Consider the following 17,783-nt stretch of genomic DNA (forward strand, 5'->3'; position numbering starts at 1 on the left):
GCCGCCCGTATGCTTTTATCGGCCCAAGCCCACAGGCTTCAGATAGACTCAAATCGGGCTTGCGCTGCGGCTACATGCGGCCTGGCCGTTTACCGTCATCCGGACGCCTACCATTGAACTATGAATGCCGAAACCAGGGCTGCCAGCCGGCCCGCCCGGGCTGGACTGCGCTGATCAAGCTGGGCTTGCTCTGGCTGTTTGCCATGCTCGGCAGCGGCCTGCCCGCGCAGGCGACGGAGCGCTGGGCCGGGCTGCGCGATGCGGTATTCCAGAACTACACCCAGGCCCAGGGCCTGCCCAATTCGATCGCCACTGCCATCGTGGAAGATGCCGACGGCTTTCTCTGGGTAGGCACCCAGAACGGCTTGAGCCGCTGGGACGGCTATCGCTTCCGCACCTACCAGCCGAATCCTGCCGAACCCCGTTCGCTGCCCGATAACTGGGTGACGGCCCTGCACAAGGATGGTGCCGGCCAGCTGTGGATAGGCACCAGCTCCGGCGGGCTGGCCCGCTATGACGCCCGTGACGACCATTTCATCAACTACCGGGTGGGCGGGCAAGGGCTCAGCCACATGGCCGTGAATGCGCTGGCGCAGGATGATGCCGCGGGCCTGTGGATAGGCACGGGCGGCGGTCTGGACCGGCTTGATCTGGCCAGCGGCGCCATCACGCCGCAGGGCCGCAAGGAGTTACCGGCTGCCCCGGTGTTTTCGCTGTTGCGTTTGCGCAGCGGCGCGCTGCTGGTCGGCATGGGAAGCGGCCTGTACCGGCGCAATGGCCCAGACCAGCCGTTCCACCGCGTCACCCTGCAGGGTGGGCAGGAAGGGCAGGACGGACAGATCGCCGTGCACAGCCTGTTTGAAGATGCACTAGGTCAAGTATGGATAGGTACGCGCCATAACGGAGTTTTCCGTCTGGGTAAGAACGATGTGGTGGCGCAACAGTTTTCTGGCCGTGGCGATGCACACCGCGTGCTCCAGCATAGCTGGGTGTATGCCATCGGTGCGGCCGGGCCGGAGGAAGTCTGGATAGGCACGTATGGTCAGGGCGTGCTGGCCGTGGATCTGCGCGACGACAGCTACCGGCGCATCCGCCATGATCCGGCGCTGGCCAGCAGTCTGGCGGGCGACATCATCTTTGCCATCTTTGCCGACCGCAGCGGCGCCATCTGGCTAGGCAGCCAGCGCGGCGTAAGCCGGCACGACGGCCAGCAGAAGCTGGTCAGCACCGTCTTCGGCGATTCGCGCCGCAGCGGCGGCATACGGGGTGCTGATCTGTTTTCCGTCTATACCCACAGTGACGGGCGTATCTGGCTAGGCTTGCAGGGACAGGGGGTGGACATCATCGACCCCGAGCGTAACGTGATCCAGCACGTTGTGGCCGACGCCGACCAGGCCGACAGTGCTTTGCCGGTTGACCATGTATTCGATTTTGCCGAGGCCGCCAATGGCGATATGTTTGTCGCCACCGGGCGCGGCCTGTTCCGCGTCAATGCGGCAGGCAGCCGGGTGCAGCGCATCAGCATCGCCGGCCGGCCGCCCGCCGCCAGTACTTACCGGCTGCTGCGGCTGGGCGACGAACTGTGGGTGGGCGGCCGCGATGACGGCATCTGGGTGCTGCCGTCAGGGGGCGGCGCCGTGCGCCACATCGATGCTGATCAGCTTAGCGATGGCCGGATTACGGCCCTGTATGCCGATGCCGGCAATGCCGTGTGGATAGGCAGTCGCAATGGCCTGAACCGGCTTGATCTGCACAACGGCAAGATTACCCGCAGCCTGCCCGACAAGAACAATGGCAAGGCGCTGGCGGCCGGGCTGGTGTCGTCCATCATGCGCGACCGCAAAGGCCGGCTGTGGGTGGCTACGCTGGGGGGCGGCATCCATGTGCTGCGCAAGGAGCAGCCGGGCCTGCTGCACTTCGATCGCATCGGGCGCGAACAGGGGCTGCCGAGCATGAATGTGGATGCGCTGCTGCTCGACGGCAGCGGCAAGATCTGGGCCACCACGGCAGACGGCATTGTGGCGCTGGACCCAGATAGTCTGGCCATGCGCATCTTCCATCAGGCGGACGGGCTGGCCATCAATGGTTACTGGGTCGGGTCCGGCAGCCGCACGGCGCAGGGCGAGCTGCTGTATGGCGGTGAAGGCGGCCTGACCGTGCTGCGTCCGACCGAAGCGCAGAGCCGCGAGTATCAGCCGCCGCTGGTAGTGACGGCTATCCAGCTCGGCGGCAAGCCGGTCGCCTCGGCCCGCTACAACCATGCGGGCCAGCGCACTGCGCTGGAAGTAGGAAATTCGGCCGATAGCCTGACGGTGGAATTTGCTGCACTCGATTTCACTGCCCCTGAACGTATCGTCTACCGCTACCGTCTGGACGGCTTCGATGCCGACTGGATTTCCACCGATGCCCTGCGCCGTTTCGCCAGCTACACCAATCTGGCGCCCGGCCAGTACAGCCTGCTGGTGCAGGCGGCCGACCGTAATGGCAACTGGTCGCGCCATACGCTGAATCTGCCCGTGGTCGTCATTCCGGCCTGGTATCAGACGCTGTGGGTCAGGGCGCTGCTGGTGGCGCTGGCGCTGGCGGTGCTGGTGAGCGTGGTGCAGGTGCGTACTGCCCTGCTGCGCCAGCGTCAGCGCGCGCTGGAACAGCAGGTGGAAGAACGCACGCTGGTACTGGAACAGACGGCGCAGGAACTGCGTACGGCCAATGAGCGGCTGTTCCAGCTGGCGACCATAGACTCGCTGACCGGTTGCGCCAACCGCCACCATTTCATCGAAAGAGCACGCGATTATCTGGCCTTGATGGAGCGCACCAGTCAGCCGCTGGCGCTGCTGATCATGGACCTCGATGGCTTCAAGCAGGTCAACGACCGTTATGGCCACCCGTTCGGCGACGAGGTGCTGCGTGCGACCGTGAAGGCGGCGCAACTGACCATACGCAGTACCGATATGCTGGGCCGTATGGGCGGCGAGGAATTCGCCGTGCTGATGCCGGACACGGACAGGGATGGGGCGTGGCGGCTGGCCGAGCGTGTGCGCGTAGCGATTGCTGCGGCCGAAGTGTGCAGCGGCGAGATCCGTCTGCATCCTACCGTCAGCATAGGGCTGGCCATGCGCGCGGCCGGAGAACAGTTCGATGGGCTGTATGTGCGCACCGATGTGGCGCTGTATGCGGCCAAGGAGGCTGGCCGCAACCGCACGGTGATGGCCAGCTAGTGGCTGACCAGCTGGTGCTCAGTGGCGAGCGCTCAGTGGCGTGCGGCTAGCGGCGTGCAGCTAGCGGCCGGTAGCCGGGCGGCGCCCGCGTGCGCGGCCCGCAGCGGCCAGAGCTGGCGCTTCATCATTGGCGCTGGCGCCGGGGGCGGCACCGAACAGCGCGGCGACCATGGGGTCGCGCCTTACCAGCACTTTTTTCGGACGGGTAGGGAACAGGGTGTCATCGATCAGGCGGTGTACGCGGTTGCCTTCGCGATTGGTGGTAATGCTCAGCATAGGGCCGTCGTAGCAGTGCTCTGCATGGCAGGTCATGATGTACTCTCTCGGGTGGACCGCCGAAAAGCGGACGCTGGTGGATATTCTGGCCGCTTGCGCCGTTGCGCGCTATTGGCCATAAGGACTATACGAACTCTGTAGCATGGCCGATCAGGCGCCCACGGCCCGCCGCAGGCGGCGGTACAGACGCACTGCCGTCAGCAGGTTGGCACACAGGGCGAGACTGGCCAGCGCCATCAGCGCAGCCGCAGGGCGGCACAGCAGCGCCGGTGCATAGCAGGCCGCCAGCAGCAGCAATACGGCACAGCCATGCAGGTAGTACTGCCAGCGGCCATGCTGCGGCGGAATAATCTGGTTCACATTCGGCACGCTATTGCCAAGCGCACGGGTTTCCTGCAGGTGGTACCAGGTCAGGAAAGGCACGATCTTGTACAGCATGCCGTTGATGGCGCACAGGGCCACGCCGGTCAGCAGCAGTACGCCTATGGCCAGCTCGGTGGCATACACGGGCAGCGCGTAGGGCAGCAGGCCGGCCGGCAGCTGTATCAGCAGGGCCAGCAGGCCGGCCAGCAGCAGGAAGGCCATGGCCGTGCGCCAGTACAGCGTGGTGGTGTCGGCACTGGGGCGTTTGCGCCGTGCCAGCAGGTAGAGCGTGAGGCCGGCGAAACCGCCGTAGCCCAGCACCAGCAGGGCTAGCGCCAGCTGGTGGAAGCTCTGTCCCGCACCGCTTAGCGTGCTGCTCATGGAAACCGCGCACAGCAGCAGGAACAGGGTGGTGCTGACGCGGCTGCGCGCCTTGAGCGGATACGGTTCCGTCACCATAAACATGGGCACGACCTGCCAGGCGATGCCCATCACCAGCAAACCGACCCAGCCCAGCAGGCCCCACAGCGCATGCAGATCCGTGAGCAGCTGCAAAGGCAGGCCGATCGCCGCGGGCCAGACGAAGGCCGAGGCCAGCAGCGCTCCCAGCGTGATCGTCACCAGCAGGGCGGCCAGCGACTGGCGGATGGCGGCCACCACTTCGGCCGCGCCACTATCGGGCTGCTGCCACAGGCCTATGGTGCAGGCGCCGACGAACAGGAGCAGGGTGGCTAGCAGCAACAGGCCGGCAGCGATGAACAGCCATGGCAGCTGCCAGCAGAAGGCCGCGCCCAACAGCAGGCTGCCGCCGCACAGGCCGGCATGTACGAGGGGGCCGATACGCAGTACGGCGGGCAGGCTGATGCCGGCTACCACGGGCAGCATCTGCATCAGCGCGCCCAGCATGGTCATGCTGATGCAGCCCAGTACCAGCAGGTGGGTGATGGCCAGCGTGTAGGGTGACCAGCGGCTGGCCAGTGCCGCATCGCCCTGCCAGAACAGCAGGGCACAGGCCAGCAGGACGAACAGCGGGGCGCTGAGGAAGAAGCGCAGCGGCAGCGTGTACGGCGGATTGCTATCGAAGGACAGCACGCGCCGCGGAACGCTGGCGCCGCTCATACGGGACTGGCGCTGCCAGTGATCCAGATCAAGACTTCATACAGACCATCGGCGCGCGCGGTGGTCAGATGGGAATAACCGTTCCTTTGCAGGACCTGATACAGCGGTACCGGCTGGCGGTCGATCAGCACGCGCAAACGGCCGTCGTCGGCCAGCAGATCAAGCGCTTCCAGCACGCGCACCATGGGTTCGGGCGGCTCCAGACCGCTGACGTCGATCTGCACTTCATTCGGGACTTCGCTAGTCATGCGGCAACTCCTTGGGCAGGGTTCTGCACTGGCAGGCTGGTGTCGCTCAGCTGCTCCAGCATGGCGGTGCTACTGGCGCCCAGTATACGGTCTGCCATGGGATACAGCACATTTTCTTCTTTCAGGTTGTGCTGGCGCATCAGCATGCGCAGATGGTCGGCAAAGTCGAAGAAGCTGTCGATATCGGCATGCTCGATGGCGCCCAGCATCTGGCGCAGGATGGCGCGCATCTGCTCGTGTTCCATGCGCATCACGGCCGTCGGGCCGCCCTGGCTGCCCAGATGTTTTTCCAGTTCGGGGAACAGCAGATGTTCTTCGCGTGTAAGATGCAATTCGAAAGCCAGCATGAAGCGCTGCAAGGCGGCTGCGCCTTCAGCCAGACGGGTTTCGGCGACATGTTCTTCTGCCTGCATATACAGGTCGTCGCAATACTGATGATCGTGTTCGAGATACTGGCTGATGCTACTGAGGTTACTCATGCTAATTCCTGCTTTACTAGACCGTCGGGATGACCAATGCATTGTCCCATCGCAGGAAGCTGGCTTTCCTTGATTCATGTCAAGGATTTCGGGCTTGGCTACGGGATACAGTGCGTGGTCGCAAAAACCTTTGCACTTCACTAAGCAAGACCACCCCTATGAGTCTAAAAGATATTTCTCCGGACAGCAGCCCGCGTCCGATCGAACTGGTGTGCCCCGCCGGCAGTCTGCCGGCGCTCAAATCGGCCATCGATCTCGGTGCCGACTGTGTCTATCTGGGCTTCCGTGACGCCACCAATGCCCGTAATTTCGCCGGTCTGAATTTCGACGATGCGGCCATCGCCCAGGGCATCGATTATGCCCACCGTCATGGCCGCAAAGTGCTGCTGGCCCTGAACACCTATCCGCAGCCGGAAACCAGTGCCCTGTGGCGCACTGCCATCGACCGTGCCGCCAGCGCCGGTGTGGACGCCGTGATTCTGGCGGACCCGGGCCTGATGCGCTACGCCTCGGAAAACTACCCCGATCTGCGCCTGCACCTGTCGGTACAGGGCTCGGCCACCAATGCGGAAGCCATCAACTTCTACCACAAGAATTTCGGCGTGGCCCGTGCCGTGCTGCCGCGCGTGCTGTCGCTGGCGCAGGTAGAACACGTGGTCAACAACACCAATGTCGAAATCGAAGTGTTCGGCTTCGGCAGCCTGTGCGTGATGGTCGAGGGCCGCTGCGCGCTGTCGTCCTATGTCACGGGTGAATCGCCGAATACCCACGGCGTCTGCTCGCCTGCCAAGGCAGTGCGCTGGCAGCAGAGCCCGCGCGGGCTGGAATCGCGTCTGAACGGCGTGCTGATCGACCGCTACACGCCGCAGGAAAACGCCAGCTATCCGACGCTGTGCAAGGGCCGCTTCGATGTCAACGACGAGACCTATTACGCAGTGGAAGAGCCGACCAGCCTGAACACGCTGGAACTGCTGCCCCAGCTGATCGATATGGGCGTACGCGCCGTCAAGATCGAAGGCCGCCAGCGCAGTCCCGCCTATGTGGCGCAGGTGACGCGCGTGTGGCGCGAAGCCATCGATCAGGCGCTGCAGAAACCGGCGCGCTACTCCGTCAAGCCGAACTGGATGTCGGAACTGAACCAGCTGGCTGAAGGCCAGCAGCACACGCTGGGCGCCTACCACCGCGCCTGGAAATGAAGAGAGGGAGAAGTACATGTTGAAACTTGCTCTGGGGCCGCTGCTGTACTACTGGCCACGTGCCAAGGTGATGGAGTTTTATGAAGCGATGGCCGACACTCCGGTGGACATCGTGTATCTGGGCGAGAGCGTATGCTCGCGCCGCCACGAAGTACGGGCCGCCGACTGGCTGGAAATTGCCGCCATGCTGGAAGCGCGCGGCAAACAGGTGGTGCTGTCGACGCTGGCGCTGATCGAATCGAGCGCCGACGTGACGGCGCTGCGCCGCCTGACGGGCAATGGCCGCTTCATGGTCGAAGCGAGCGATATGGGCGCGGTCCAACTGCTGTCCGATAAAGGCCCGTTCGTGGCCGGACCGCATCTGAATATCTACAACCCGCCCACGCTGGCGCTGATGGCGGAACTGGGCGCCACGCGCTGGGTGATGCCGCTGGAGATGGGCCGCGCCGGCCTGCAGGCCATGCTGGAACAGCGTCCCAACGATATCGCCACCGAGGTGTTTGCCTATGGCCGCATGCCGCTGGCCTTCTCGGCGCGCTGCTTCACGGCGCGTAACCGCAATCTGCCCAAGGACGACTGCCAGTTCAGCTGCATCGAACATCCGGACGGCCTGCTGATGCAGACGCGCGAGCAGCAGCCCTTCCTTGTGCTCAACGGTATCCAGAGCCAGTCGGCGCTGGTGTACAACCTGATTAACGAGCTGACGCAGATGGAGCAGATGGGCGTGGAAGTGCTGCGCCTGAGCCCTCAGGCCCAGCATATGGAACAGATCATTGCCGCTTACGACAGCGTGCGTAAGGGCGAGGCAGTGGCGGCCGAAGTGGCCGATGCGATGACAGCCTTTATGCCGGCCGCAGGCTGCAATGGCTATTGGTACGGCAAACCCGGCCTGGAACAGCGTATGGAGGAAGCACTATGAACCCGAGCATGATCAATTCCAATTTCAACCAGAAGGCGAGCGAGGCGGCGCCGCAACTGCCCGCCTTTCTGACGGCACTGGGCCAGCGCCTGCCGGCCTATCCCGGTTCGCTGCTGTGCGTGGCGGCGCTGAATCTGGTGCTGCGCCCGCAGCTGCCGGACGATGTGCGTAACAGCCTGCTGGGCCGCCACATGCGCGTGCGCGTCAGCGATGCCGGCGTGGCGTTCGACTTCAGCTGGAATGGCAGCTGCTTCACGGCGCGCCGTGCTGGTGGTGTGCCGGATCTGGAGATCGGCGCCTGCGTGGCCGATATGGTGGCGCTGGCGCGCCGCCAGCAGGATCCCGATACCCTGTTCTTCGCCCGCCGCCTGACCATGGAAGGCGATACGGAGCTGGGCCTGCTGGTCAAGAATACGCTGGACGCGATGGATATGCCGCTGACGGAAGTGGGCAAGCAGGCCGTGCTGCGCCTGCTGAAGTTCCTGCCCCAGCCTAATGGTGGCGCCGTACGCTGAAACGTTTGAACAGCGGCGCGAGCTGCTGTTCCAGTGCCGCCGGCGGATACTCGCCAGCGCTGGCGGCACTGGCAATCAGGCTGTCGTCGTTACAGCCGGTGCTGCGGAATGGCTGCAGCACATAGTTCTCTACCCCCATGGCCGCTAGCTGGCCGGCCATTTCCAGCACACTTTCCTCAGGCAGCAGCACGGGATGCACGGTGCTGCGGCATTCGTAGGCCACGCCGCTGGCCAGTATCGCTTCGACACAGGCACGGGCCGGATCGCCGCTGTTGGCGATGCCGGTAATCCCCGCATAGCGGCTGAATGGCGCTTTCACATCGAAGCCTACCCAGTCCACCAGCGGCAGCACACTGCGTAGCCGCGCCGGATAGATGCAGGCCGTATGCAGACCTATCTTGAAACCCATGGCCCGCACCTGCGCCATGGCCTCGCCCAGCGCCGGATCGATGGTGGCTTCGCCGCCGCTGAAGACCACCGCGTCGAGCAGGCCGGCGCGTTTTTGCAGGGTGGCGCACAGGTCTTCCCACGCCAGCGGGCTGGCGCCGGTGCGCTGCTGCAGATGGGGGTTGTGGCAATAGCCGCAGCGCCACGGACAGCCCTGTACGAATACCACTGCACTGAGCTGGTCCGGATAGTCGGTGGCACTGAAGGCCGTGTAGCCGCCGACTTTGAGGGCGCTGGCGTCCATCTTAGTGCTGCTTGGCGTTGCAGGGTTCGACGAAGTATTTACGTTCGTTGAACTCGCCCTGTTTGCCCGTGTTGAACGAGGACAGGGGACGGTGATAGCCCATCACGCGGGTCCAGATTTCGCAAGGCTGGCGCTCGCTATCGTCGAGGATGATGGTGCTTTGTACAGGGCTGGTAGAGGTCTGCATGGTAGTTCCTTTCGTCGGTCAGTAAGTGGACAGTAAGTGGACAATAAGTAAGTAGAGTCCCGGTTCAGGCAGGCGAGCCAAGCTGGGCCTGCTTGCGGGCGATCAGTTCGGCATCGCATTTGGGGCAGAACTTATGGCTGCCCTTCAGATAGCCGTGGGTAGGGCAGATCGAGAAGGTCGGCGTCACCGTGATATACGGCAGGCCGAAGCGGCCCAGGGCGCGCTGCACCAGCGTGCGGCAGGCCTGCGCGCTCGATAGCGCTTCCGTCATGTACAGGTGCAGCACGGTGCCGCCTGTGTATTTGCGCTGCAGCGCGTCCTGCTGTTCCAGCGCTTCGAACGGATCGTCGGTATAGCCGACCGGCAGTTGCGAAGAGTTGGTGTAGTACGGCTGATCGGCGGTACCGGCTTGCAGGATATCGGGGAAGCGCTTGCGGTCTTCCTTGGCAAAGCGGTAGGTCGTGCCCTCGGCCGGCGTAGCTTCGAGGTTGTACATATGGCCCGTCTGTTCCTGGAATTCCAGCATGCGCGCGCGCACATGGTCGAGCAGGCGCAGGGCAAAGGCACGGCCCCATTCGCTGGTGATGTCCTGCTGGTTGACAGGGTCGAAGTTGCGCAGCATTTCATTAATGCCGTTCACGCCCAGCGTGGAGAAGTGGTTGCGCAGCGTGCCCAGATAGCGTTTGGTGTACGGGAACAGGCCATTGTCCATGTGGCGCTGGATCACTTTGCGCTTGATTTCCAGACTGTCGCGGCCCAGCTCCAGCAGGCGGTCCAGCGCGGCCAGCAGGCCCGCTTCGTCGCCGCGGTACAGATAGCCGAGGCGCGCGCAGTTTATCGTCACCACGCCCAGCGAGCCGGTCTGCTCGGCCGAACCGAACAGGCCATTGCCGCGCTTGAGCAGTTCGCGCAGATCGAGCTGCAAACGGCAGCACATGGAGCGGATCATGTTCGGTTTGAGTTCCGAATTCACGAAGTTCTGGAAGTAGGGCAGGCCATAGCGGGCCGTCATTTCGAACAGCAGTTCCGCGTTCGGGCTATCCCATGCAAAATCAGGCGTGATGTTATAGGTCGGAATCGGGAAAGTGAACGCGCGGCCATGGGCGTCGCCGGCCATCATCACTTCGATGTAGGCGCGGTTGATCATGTCCATTTCGGCCTGCAGATCGCCATAGGCGAACGGCATTTCCTTGCCGGCGATATGGGGGATCTGCTCGCGCAGGTCTTCCGGGCAGACCCAGTCGAAGGTCAGATTGGTGAACGGCGTCTGGGTGCCCCAGCGCGACGGCACGTTGAGGTTGAAGATCAGCTCCTGCATGTACTGGCGCACCTGCACATAATCGAGGCCGTCGTTGCGCACATACGGCGCCATATAGGTATCGAAGGAACTGAAAGCCTGCGCACCGGCCCATTCGTTCTGCAGCGTGCCGAGGAAGTTGACGATCTGGCCGATGGCGCTGTGCATATGCTTGGGCGGGCCCGATTCGATCTTGCCCGGTACCCCGTTCAGGCCTTCGTTGAGCAGGGTGCGCAGTGACCATCCGGCGCAATAGCCGGCCAGCATGTCGAGATCGTGGATGTGCACATCGGCGTCGCGGTGGGCCTGGCCCACGGCAGGCGGGTAGACGTGGTTGAGCCAGTAGTTGGCGATCACCTTGCCCGAGACGTTGAGGATCAGGCCACCGAGCGAATAGCCCTGATTGGCGTTGGCATTGACGCGCCAGTCGGCGCGCGTCAGGTATTCGTTGATCGACGATTCGACATCGACGATGGAGCTGCGGTCCTGGCGCAGCTGGGCGTGCTGTTCGCGGTACACCACATAGCAGCGCAGCGTGGCGCGGTAGCCGGCGTCATACAGCGCGCTTTCGACGGCATCCTGTATGCGCTCGACGCTAAGCGTAGTCCCCTCAGGCAGGGCGCGCAGCTGCTGCAGCGCGTAGCCGGCCAGCTGCTGTGCTACCGGCTGGTCGAATTCACCGCTGGCGCGGCCCGCTTGCAGCAGCGCGGCGGTGATGCGGGAGAGACTGAACGGCTGCGTGCTGCCGTCCCGTTTGATGATATTGGTGTGCCACAGATCGTTATCCATGCTATCCCCTTAAACCCTAGATGTAGTTGGTTTAAGTAGATTAGACACTAGATATTGTGTGGTCAACCGTCTGGATAGCTATTTCTGCTTTCCATGATCCAGATTAATTTTTTACCGTCTTCAGTAAGCTATTGATTTGCTTGACGAACTCGGCATCCGGGGTGGTATCGAGCCGGGTGCTGACCGCCTTGGTCAAACCACTGCCATCGAGCAGGGCGACACGGGTAGTGTGGTTGATGACCCCATCGCCGAGCTGGCGAAACTTGATCTGGAGCGCACCGGCCAGCATCCGGGTCTGGCTTTCATCCTTGGCCACGGCCAGACGGAAGCGCTGTGGATCGAGCTGCTTGTTCTTGACCAGCTGGGCCAGACCGGCCGGGCTGTCATTGAAGGGATCGAGGCTGACCATCAGCACGCGCAGCTTGCTGGCGTTGGGCCCCAGCGCTTCCACCGTGCGCTTGAGCGTTTCGATGATGATGGGGCAGGCCGCATTGCAATCGCCGTAGAACATGGTCACCAGCACGGGCGTGCCGGCCATGTCGCGCAGGTTGAAGCGCTGGTTGCTGGCATCGGTCAGGCTGATGTCGAGCTGGTAGAGCGAATTGCCGGGCAGGGCGCTGGTGCTCGCCGCTGCACTTGCCGCTGCTGCGGCTGGTGGCGTGCTGACAGCGGCGCTACGGCCCGTATCGGCGCCGGCATAAGCGCCGTGGCAGGCGGCTGCGCTGAGCAGCAGCGCAGCCAGACCGCGCCCGAGCTGGCGCACAGCAGGGCGTGAGGCAGATGGTTTCATCATGGTGTTCCTTATTTGGCGGGGGCGGCGTCGCGCGCGCAGCGGAAGCCCAGATTGCCGCCATCCTGATTAGCTTCCATGGCCGACAGCAGGGCTAGGCGCATCAGTATGGCGTAGTTGCGCCGGTCGGCCAGTGTGGCGGCAGCGCCGCCGCAGTAGTCGAGCAGCTTCTGTTCCCCTTTGGCGCGGCTGTCGGCATTGACGAACAGGCCGCTGTAATCTTCCACCCATTCCCACACGAGGCCGTGCAGGTCATGGATGCCGTAATAATTGGCGGGCGATCCGGCCACGCTGCGCGGCGTGTTCTTGCCCGCGTCGGCGTACCAGTGCAGGATGTTGGCCAGCCATGCTTCATCGTCGCGCGCATCGGCGCGGGTGGCATCGGCGGCAGCACTGAATTCCCATTCGTACCAGCGCGGCAGACGGGCGTTTTCACTTTCGCAGTAAGCCTGGGCGGCAAACCAGCTGACGTGGATGACGGGCGCATCGGCCGCCATGGGGGAGTAATCGGTAGGGCTGGTCCAGCCGGACAGATAGGCCGGAGCGACGAACAGGGCGGGAGCCTGACCGCGCTGCCATTCAGGGTGCTGGCGCACAAAGGCAGCAAATTCGGCATTGGTAACCAGACGGCTGCGCAGCTGGAAAGGCGCAACCTTGGCGTCGGCGGCAACGCCATCAGCCGGAAGGACCGTACGCAGGCTACCTCCCTGTATGGTGCGGTAGTCTGGTACGGCGGTATCGCTAGCATGGACGCTGACCGCCGTAGCGGTCAGCAGTGCCAGCGCCGCCAGCCGCAGGGGCCGGAGGGCGGGCGCTTTCATGATTAGCGTTTTTTGCGCATGTCGCGCACTTGATCAGGCGTCAGCACAGGCTGGCCTTCGTTCAGTTCTACGCTGATGTAGTTGATGACGGCCGAGATATCCTCGTCGTTGAGGTCCTGGGCAGGCATCACACCATTGTATTTCTGACCGTTGACGACCATGGTGCCACTGCGGCCGTTCAGCACGATGTGGGCCATTTCGTATGGACGCTGCTGGAAGAAGTCCGAATGGGCCAGCGGTGGGAATACACCGGCTACGCCTTTGGCATCAGCCTGGTGGCAGACGGCGCAGTTGGCATCGAACACAGCTTTACCACGGGCGTGGACCGATGGGGCAGCAGCAACGGCAGGTGCGGCTGGCTTGGCATCTTTTGCGGCTGGTTTGGCAGCTGGTGCAACCTTGGCGATGGTAGCAGCCGTCAGCGGTTTCTTGATGCCTTTGCTGTAGATTTCAGGCTTGTCCGGACCGGCAACCGACAGCAGGCCGATGGCGCCCTTGTTGAACGCACGGGTCAGCGAGTGGTCAACCAGCGTCAGGTTGCCCGGTACGCGCGGGGTGAATTCGACGATGGCCGAACCGCCGGCAGGCACCATGGTGGTCTGCACGTTTTCCTGGAACTTGGTGCCGCCTTCGAAGTACACCTTGTCGAAGATGGTGCCGATGATGTGGAAGCTCGAGGTGATGTTAGGACCACCCACGCCGAAGAACATACGGACTTTTTCGTTGGCCTTGGCGCTCAGCGAGTTGGCACCCGTCAGTGCGCCGTCGGCACCGTTGAACAGCACATAGGTAGGCTTCTCGTCGATGGCTTTCTGCATGTCGAAGTTCTGCAGGCCAGGAGCGCGGTAGTTGCCTTCGGTGTAGAAGTCACCCTGCATCACGTAGTACTCTTTGTCGACCTTCTCCATACCTTCTTTAGGCTCGACCATGATCAGGCCGTACATACCGTTGGCCACGTGCATGCCCACAGGCGCGGTGGCGCAGTGGTACACATACAGGCCCGATTGCAGGGCTTTGAAAGTGAAGGTGGCTTCGTTGCCGGGAGCGATCAGGGTCTGGGCTGCGCCACCGCCTGGGCCGGTTACGGCGTGCAGGTCGATATTGTGCGGCAGCTTGTTGTCTGGCAGGTTGAGCAGATGCAGCTCGACGGTGTCGCCTTCACGTACGCGGATGAATTTGCCTGGTACGGTGCCGCCGAAAGTCCAGAAGGTGTAGCGGGTGCCGGGAGCGATTTCGCGTTCGACTTCTTCTACCGTCAGGTTGACCACAACGTGGGCAGCGGTCTTACGGGTGATTGGTGGCGGCAGTTGTGGTGGCGCCACCAGCTCCTGGGTAATCACTGGCAGTTCGGGTTCGGCAGCCACGGCTGCGGTAGCACCCATCATCGCCAGCAGGGCCGAAGTGGCCAGAGTTGCTGCGCTCAGTTTGAATTTGTTTTTCATCTTATTTCCCCTTGTACGTTGACTTGCCGCAGCCGTGTATCGGATGCATGAACACATGCTAAGTCTGCAAGCCTATGTTTTCCATGATATGGATTATGAAAAATTGGCGGAGTGAAAGTTTCAGGCTGCGCTGAGGAGGAAGTCGATGACCACCTGCCCAGGTTCGCGTGCCACGTAAGCGACTTTTACGCGACCCTGATAGCGCTGTTCGATCTGCGCTAGCAAAGGCAATGGGTCGTGGTCGTTACAGAATCGCATAATTTCGCCGGGAAATAAAGCGTCAAGTGCGCCGAAGATGGCAGCGTGGCGAAAACGCTTGGCGACACCGCGTGCGTCGAATGGATAGATACCGTCCGGCCCTTTGGGCATGGAGCAATCGTGTGACATTGTGTGATCTTTCTGGATACTGGATTGAAAGCTGCTGCATGATGCGGGCGCATCATGCAGCAGCAGGGAGGGGGGATTAAGCGCGGTTGGTTTGCTTGTCGCTACTTGCGATGGTTTCGCGTTTCGCTACCAGCAGACGCCATGCGAACAGTGCCAGGAACAGGGTGCCGACTGCGAACACGACGTCACCCGGTACACGCATCCATACCAGCGTTTCCATCAGCTTGGAGTGGATGATTTCAGGCGAACGGGCGAACCACATGCCGGTGCTGATGCTAGCCCAGGCTTGATAGATACCGGCAGGAACCAGCGAGATGAATACCATCATGGCCAGACCGATATTCAGGCACCAGAACATAGGACGCAGCAGGGCATCGGACCAGGCCAGACGGCTAGCCAGACCACGCAGGCAGAACAGCAGCAGGCCGATACCCAGCATGCCATACACGCCGAACAGGGCGGCGTGGCCGTGGGCTGCCGTCATGTTCAGACCTTGCATGTAGTACAGCGCGATCGGGGTGTTGATCGAGAAGCCCAGCAGGCCAGCGCCCACGGTATTCCAGAAGCCCACAGCGATGAAGCACAGGATGGACCATTTGTAAGTCTGTACCCATGGTGCAGCTTTCGAGCGCTGGTAGTTGCGCCATGCTTCGATACCGATCAGCGACAGCGGTACCACTTCCAGAGCCGAGAACATGGCACCGATAGCGATCACGAAAGTTGGCGTACCGGTGAAGTACAGGTGGTGCAGGGTGCCCAGGATGCCGCCGAACAGGAACACGATGGTTTCCAGCACGATGGCGCTGTTGGCAGTTGCAGCACGGATCAGGCCCAGACGGGTGAACAGCAGGGCGATCACGGCGGTAGCGAACACTTCGAAGAAGCCTTCCACCCACAGGTGGACCAGCCACCAGCGCCAGTATTCGATCATCGAGTAGTGGCTATGCTGGCCCCAGGTCAGCGAGGTAGCGTAGAAGCCGCCGATGCACATGGCCGACAGGAACACCATGACGATCAGGCCACGGCTATCCGATGGTTTTTTCAGCGCTGGCCACAGGGCACGGCCCAGCAGGGTGACCCAGATCAGCAGGCCGACGAACAGCAGGATTTGCCAGATACGGCCCATGCTGGTGAATTCCAGACCCTGGTTACCGAGCCAGAACGAGAAGTCCGTACCTTTGTGTTGCAGCGAACCGAGCCAGCCGGTGGCGGTCGAACCGACCACGATGAACAGCAGCGCGTAGAACAGCAGGTTCACGCCCAGTTTCTGGAAGCGTGGTTCATGACCGGAAATCGCAGGCGCGATATACAGGCCGGTAGCCAGCCAGGCAGTGGCGATCCACAGCACGGCGAACTGGGTGTGGATGGTACGGCTGACCACGAATGGCAGGATGTCGGCCAGCGGGAAGCCGAAGAAGCTGCGGCCTTCAACCGCATAGTGGGCGGTAATCACACCCATACCGACTTGCGCGAGGATCAGACCGATCACCACGAAGAAGTATTTCTTGGTTGCCAGCATGGAAGGCGTGGCTTTCAGGTTCAGCAGCGGATCAGCCTTAGGTGGGACTGGATCTTCTTCCTCTTTGGCAGCGCTGTGGAACATCACCATGGCGGCGATGGCGCCTATCATCAGGATCACGCTGGCGATAGACCAGATACCGGCACCGGCGCTAGGACGGTTGTCGATCAGCGGTTCGTGTGGCCAGTTGCTGGTGTAGCTCAGGTCTTGCTGGCCAGGACGGTCGGTGGCAGCAGCCCAGGCCGACCAGAACACGAAGGCCGGCAGGGCTTTCAGATCGTCGGCATTGGTGATCGAGTTAGGGTTCATGGCGTACTGGGTACGCAGTGCGTCGAGGCTGGCCTCGTCGCCGAACAGGCCGGTGTAATGCTTGGCGACGCTGCGGATCGCAGCAGCGCGGTCAGCCGATACCACGATGACGCCACGGGCTTTATCGTAGGTATTGCGGCGCATTTCTTCCTTCAGCTTGGCATTCAGATAGGCCTGATTGGATTTGCTCAGGTCTTCGAAATGCGCGGTGAAGTCGCGCTGGGCCCACAGTTCGCGCAGCGCGACGGCTTCGCGGTGCAGCCAGTCTGCCGACCAGTCCGGTGCCACATAGCTACCGTGGCCCCAGACGGTGCCCAGTTGCTGGCCACCGGCGGACAACCATGCCTGCTGGCCTCGGTCAACTTCGCCTTCGCCGAAGAGCTGGCTGCCATCGGCACTAATAATTTGTTTTGGTATGGGTGGGGCGGCTAGATAGATTTCTGCTCCCACCCAGCCGAGGACGGCGAAGGAAAGAGCACAGATCAAGCCGAGCCAGGTCCAGAGTTTGCGCGTAGCGTGCATGACATGGTTCCTTAGTTCGTGAGTTATGTATCAGCTTGAAAACCCTCGCTCCGGTCTTGTCCAGAACGATGGGGCTGATTTTAGGCCGCTGTTTTAAACATGTATATTCGATCCTTGTTTTTCTTGATCCAAGTTATGAACAAATGCACAAGAGGGCGGGAATAATGGCTGCCTCGCGACAAACTGTGCTGGGGCATCATGAAATTAACGGTATTTACGGAGTACACGCTGCGCACTTTGCTCGACCTGGCCAGCCAGCAGGGCAGGCTGGTCACAGTGGCCGACATAGCGCAGCGCCATGACATGGCGAAGCACCATCTGAACAAGGTGGTACATCAATTAGGCCTGAGCGGCGTGGTGCGTACGGTGCGCGGACGCAATGGCGGCATCGTGCTGGCATTACGTCCGGGCGAAATAAATCTGGGCAAGGTGGTGCGCGCCAGCGAGCCGCATTTCCATATGACGGCCTGCTTCGACGGCGGCCAGAACGATTGCCCGTATGCGCAGGCCTGCGGCCTGCAGGGCGTGCTGGCACGCGCCAGCCATGCGTTTCTGGCCGTGCTGGACGAGGTCACGCTGGCCGACCTGCTGCCGCAGCTGCCGGCCTCGGGTCTGCCGCGCAACCGCTTCGACCAGATTATCCAACTAGTCACTTCGGACTAGATAGCTAGCCTGATTGCCGGGGTCGCCTAGCCT

General features: G+C 62.4%; 17 protein-coding genes. 5 read left to right on the top strand and 12 right to left on the bottom strand.

What is annotated here, in order from left to right; all coding sequences use genetic code 11:
- The first annotated feature begins 113 nt into the window (after positions 1 to 113).
- Entirely contained in the window at positions 114 to 3,218 is a 3,105-nt protein-coding gene (locus GTP23_RS11280) for a ligand-binding sensor domain-containing diguanylate cyclase (protein WP_161035213.1), read from the top strand.
- 60 nt (positions 3,219 to 3,278) lie between these two features.
- Here GTP23_RS11280 and GTP23_RS22600 read toward each other — a convergent pair whose 3' ends face one another.
- From GTP23_RS22600 to GTP23_RS11295, 4 genes are all read right to left on the bottom strand, one after another.
- Positions 3,279 to 3,530, bottom strand: coding sequence for a hypothetical protein (locus GTP23_RS22600; protein ID WP_202412139.1), 252 nt, complete (start codon positions 3,528 to 3,530; stop codon positions 3,279 to 3,281).
- A 114-nt stretch (positions 3,531 to 3,644) separates the two neighbouring features.
- A complete protein-coding gene (locus GTP23_RS11285) occupies positions 3,645 to 4,976 on the bottom strand; it encodes a permease (protein ID WP_161035214.1) in 1,332 nt (443 codons plus the stop codon).
- Entirely contained in the window at positions 4,973 to 5,224 is a 252-nt protein-coding gene (locus GTP23_RS11290) for a DUF2249 domain-containing protein (protein ID WP_155435860.1), read from the bottom strand. Before GTP23_RS11290 ends, GTP23_RS11285 begins: the two co-directional genes overlap by 4 nt.
- Entirely contained in the window at positions 5,221 to 5,703 is a 483-nt protein-coding gene (locus tag GTP23_RS11295) for a hemerythrin domain-containing protein (RefSeq protein ID WP_161035215.1), read from the bottom strand. Before GTP23_RS11295 ends, GTP23_RS11290 begins: the two co-directional genes overlap by 4 nt.
- A 158-nt stretch (positions 5,704 to 5,861) precedes the next feature.
- Between GTP23_RS11295 and ubiU the strand changes: the two genes are divergently transcribed.
- The 3 genes from ubiU to ubiT are packed head-to-tail and all read left to right on the top strand — an operon-like array spanning position 5,862 to position 8,333.
- Positions 5,862 to 6,899, top strand: coding sequence for a ubiquinone anaerobic biosynthesis protein UbiU (gene ubiU / locus GTP23_RS11300; RefSeq protein WP_161035216.1), 1,038 nt, complete (start codon positions 5,862 to 5,864; stop codon positions 6,897 to 6,899).
- 16 nt (positions 6,900 to 6,915) lie between these two features.
- Positions 6,916 to 7,818 (top strand): U32 family peptidase, encoded by a 903-nt coding sequence (locus tag GTP23_RS11305; protein WP_161035217.1) that lies wholly within the window; start codon positions 6,916 to 6,918, stop codon positions 7,816 to 7,818.
- Positions 7,815 to 8,333, top strand: a complete 519-nt coding sequence (ubiT, locus tag GTP23_RS11310) for a ubiquinone anaerobic biosynthesis accessory factor UbiT (protein ID WP_161035218.1) — start codon at positions 7,815 to 7,817, stop codon at positions 8,331 to 8,333. The genes GTP23_RS11305 and ubiT overlap by 4 nt, the downstream gene beginning before the upstream one ends.
- Here ubiT and GTP23_RS11315 read toward each other — a convergent pair.
- From GTP23_RS11315 to GTP23_RS11350, 8 genes are all read right to left on the bottom strand, one after another.
- On the bottom strand, positions 8,311 to 9,024 hold the full coding sequence (locus GTP23_RS11315) for an anaerobic ribonucleoside-triphosphate reductase activating protein (protein ID WP_161035219.1): 714 nt from the start codon (positions 9,022 to 9,024) through the stop codon (positions 8,311 to 8,313). The two genes, ubiT and GTP23_RS11315, sit on opposite strands and share 23 nt — an antisense overlap.
- 1 nt (position 9,025) lies before the next feature.
- A complete protein-coding gene (gene nrdD / locus GTP23_RS11320; protein ID WP_161035220.1) occupies positions 9,026 to 9,211 on the bottom strand; it encodes an anaerobic ribonucleoside-triphosphate reductase in 186 nt (61 codons plus the stop codon).
- Positions 9,212 to 9,275: 64 nt separating this feature from the next.
- On the bottom strand, positions 9,276 to 11,297 hold the full coding sequence (locus tag GTP23_RS11325; RefSeq protein WP_161035221.1) for a ribonucleoside triphosphate reductase: 2,022 nt from the start codon (positions 11,295 to 11,297) through the stop codon (positions 9,276 to 9,278).
- A gap of 103 nt (positions 11,298 to 11,400) precedes the next feature.
- Positions 11,401 to 12,090 carry an SCO family protein gene (locus tag GTP23_RS11330; protein WP_229256050.1) on the bottom strand — a complete coding sequence of 230 codons (690 nt, stop codon included), beginning with the start codon at positions 12,088 to 12,090 and terminating at the stop codon, positions 11,401 to 11,403.
- An 8-nt stretch (positions 12,091 to 12,098) separates the two neighbouring features.
- Complete coding sequence (locus tag GTP23_RS11335; RefSeq protein ID WP_161035222.1) at positions 12,099 to 12,908, bottom strand: formylglycine-generating enzyme family protein; 810 nt, start codon at positions 12,906 to 12,908, stop codon at positions 12,099 to 12,101.
- Between the two features lie 2 nt (positions 12,909 to 12,910).
- A complete protein-coding gene (nirK, locus tag GTP23_RS11340; RefSeq protein ID WP_161035223.1) occupies positions 12,911 to 14,350 on the bottom strand; it encodes a copper-containing nitrite reductase in 1,440 nt (479 codons plus the stop codon).
- 120 nt (positions 14,351 to 14,470) lie between these two features.
- Positions 14,471 to 14,737 carry a DUF2249 domain-containing protein gene (locus tag GTP23_RS11345; protein ID WP_155435869.1) on the bottom strand — a complete coding sequence of 89 codons (267 nt, stop codon included), beginning with the start codon at positions 14,735 to 14,737 and terminating at the stop codon, positions 14,471 to 14,473.
- Between the two features lie 76 nt (positions 14,738 to 14,813).
- The gene (locus tag GTP23_RS11350; RefSeq protein WP_161035224.1) at positions 14,814 to 17,087 is read right to left on the bottom strand and encodes a nitric-oxide reductase large subunit; all 2,274 of its coding nucleotides are present in this window, start codon (positions 17,085 to 17,087) and stop codon (positions 14,814 to 14,816) included.
- Between the two features lie 198 nt (positions 17,088 to 17,285).
- Between GTP23_RS11350 and GTP23_RS11355 the strand changes: the two genes are divergently transcribed.
- A complete protein-coding gene (locus tag GTP23_RS11355) occupies positions 17,286 to 17,750 on the top strand; it encodes an RrF2 family transcriptional regulator (RefSeq protein ID WP_161035225.1) in 465 nt (154 codons plus the stop codon).
- Positions 17,751 to 17,783: the final 33 nt, after the last annotated feature.

It is taken from the genome of Duganella fentianensis, from assembly GCF_009857835.1.
Lineage (GTDB): Bacteria > Pseudomonadota > Gammaproteobacteria > Burkholderiales > Burkholderiaceae_D > Rugamonas > Rugamonas fentianensis.

Bases quoted from the DNA above. Each gene is read 5' to 3' on its own strand.
- GTP23_RS22600 (WP_202412139.1), bottom strand. From the start codon at position 3,530: ATGACCTGCCATGCAGAGCACTGCTACGACGGCCCTATGCTGAGCATT.
- GTP23_RS11285 (WP_161035214.1), bottom strand. From the start codon at position 4,976: ATGAGCGGCGCCAGCGTTCCGCGGCGCGTGCTGTCCTTCGATAGCAAT.
- GTP23_RS11290 (WP_155435860.1), bottom strand. From the start codon at position 5,224: ATGACTAGCGAAGTCCCGAATGAAGTGCAGATCGACGTCAGCGGTCTG.
- GTP23_RS11295 (WP_161035215.1), bottom strand. From the start codon at position 5,703: ATGAGTAACCTCAGTAGCATCAGCCAGTATCTCGAACACGATCATCAG.
- ubiU (WP_161035216.1), top strand. From the start codon at position 5,862: ATGAGTCTAAAAGATATTTCTCCGGACAGCAGCCCGCGTCCGATCGAA.
- GTP23_RS11305 (WP_161035217.1), top strand. From the start codon at position 6,916: ATGTTGAAACTTGCTCTGGGGCCGCTGCTGTACTACTGGCCACGTGCC.
- ubiT (WP_161035218.1), top strand. From the start codon at position 7,815: ATGAACCCGAGCATGATCAATTCCAATTTCAACCAGAAGGCGAGCGAG.
- GTP23_RS11315 (WP_161035219.1), bottom strand. From the start codon at position 9,024: ATGGACGCCAGCGCCCTCAAAGTCGGCGGCTACACGGCCTTCAGTGCC.
- nrdD (WP_161035220.1), bottom strand. From the start codon at position 9,211: ATGCAGACCTCTACCAGCCCTGTACAAAGCACCATCATCCTCGACGAT.
- GTP23_RS11325 (WP_161035221.1), bottom strand. From the start codon at position 11,297: ATGGATAACGATCTGTGGCACACCAATATCATCAAACGGGACGGCAGC.
- GTP23_RS11330 (WP_229256050.1), bottom strand. From the start codon at position 12,090: ATGATGAAACCATCTGCCTCACGCCCTGCTGTGCGCCAGCTCGGGCGC.
- GTP23_RS11335 (WP_161035222.1), bottom strand. From the start codon at position 12,908: ATGAAAGCGCCCGCCCTCCGGCCCCTGCGGCTGGCGGCGCTGGCACTG.
- nirK (WP_161035223.1), bottom strand. From the start codon at position 14,350: ATGAAAAACAAATTCAAACTGAGCGCAGCAACTCTGGCCACTTCGGCC.
- GTP23_RS11345 (WP_155435869.1), bottom strand. From the start codon at position 14,737: ATGTCACACGATTGCTCCATGCCCAAAGGGCCGGACGGTATCTATCCA.
- GTP23_RS11350 (WP_161035224.1), bottom strand. From the start codon at position 17,087: ATGCACGCTACGCGCAAACTCTGGACCTGGCTCGGCTTGATCTGTGCT.
- GTP23_RS11355 (WP_161035225.1), top strand. From the start codon at position 17,286: ATGAAATTAACGGTATTTACGGAGTACACGCTGCGCACTTTGCTCGAC.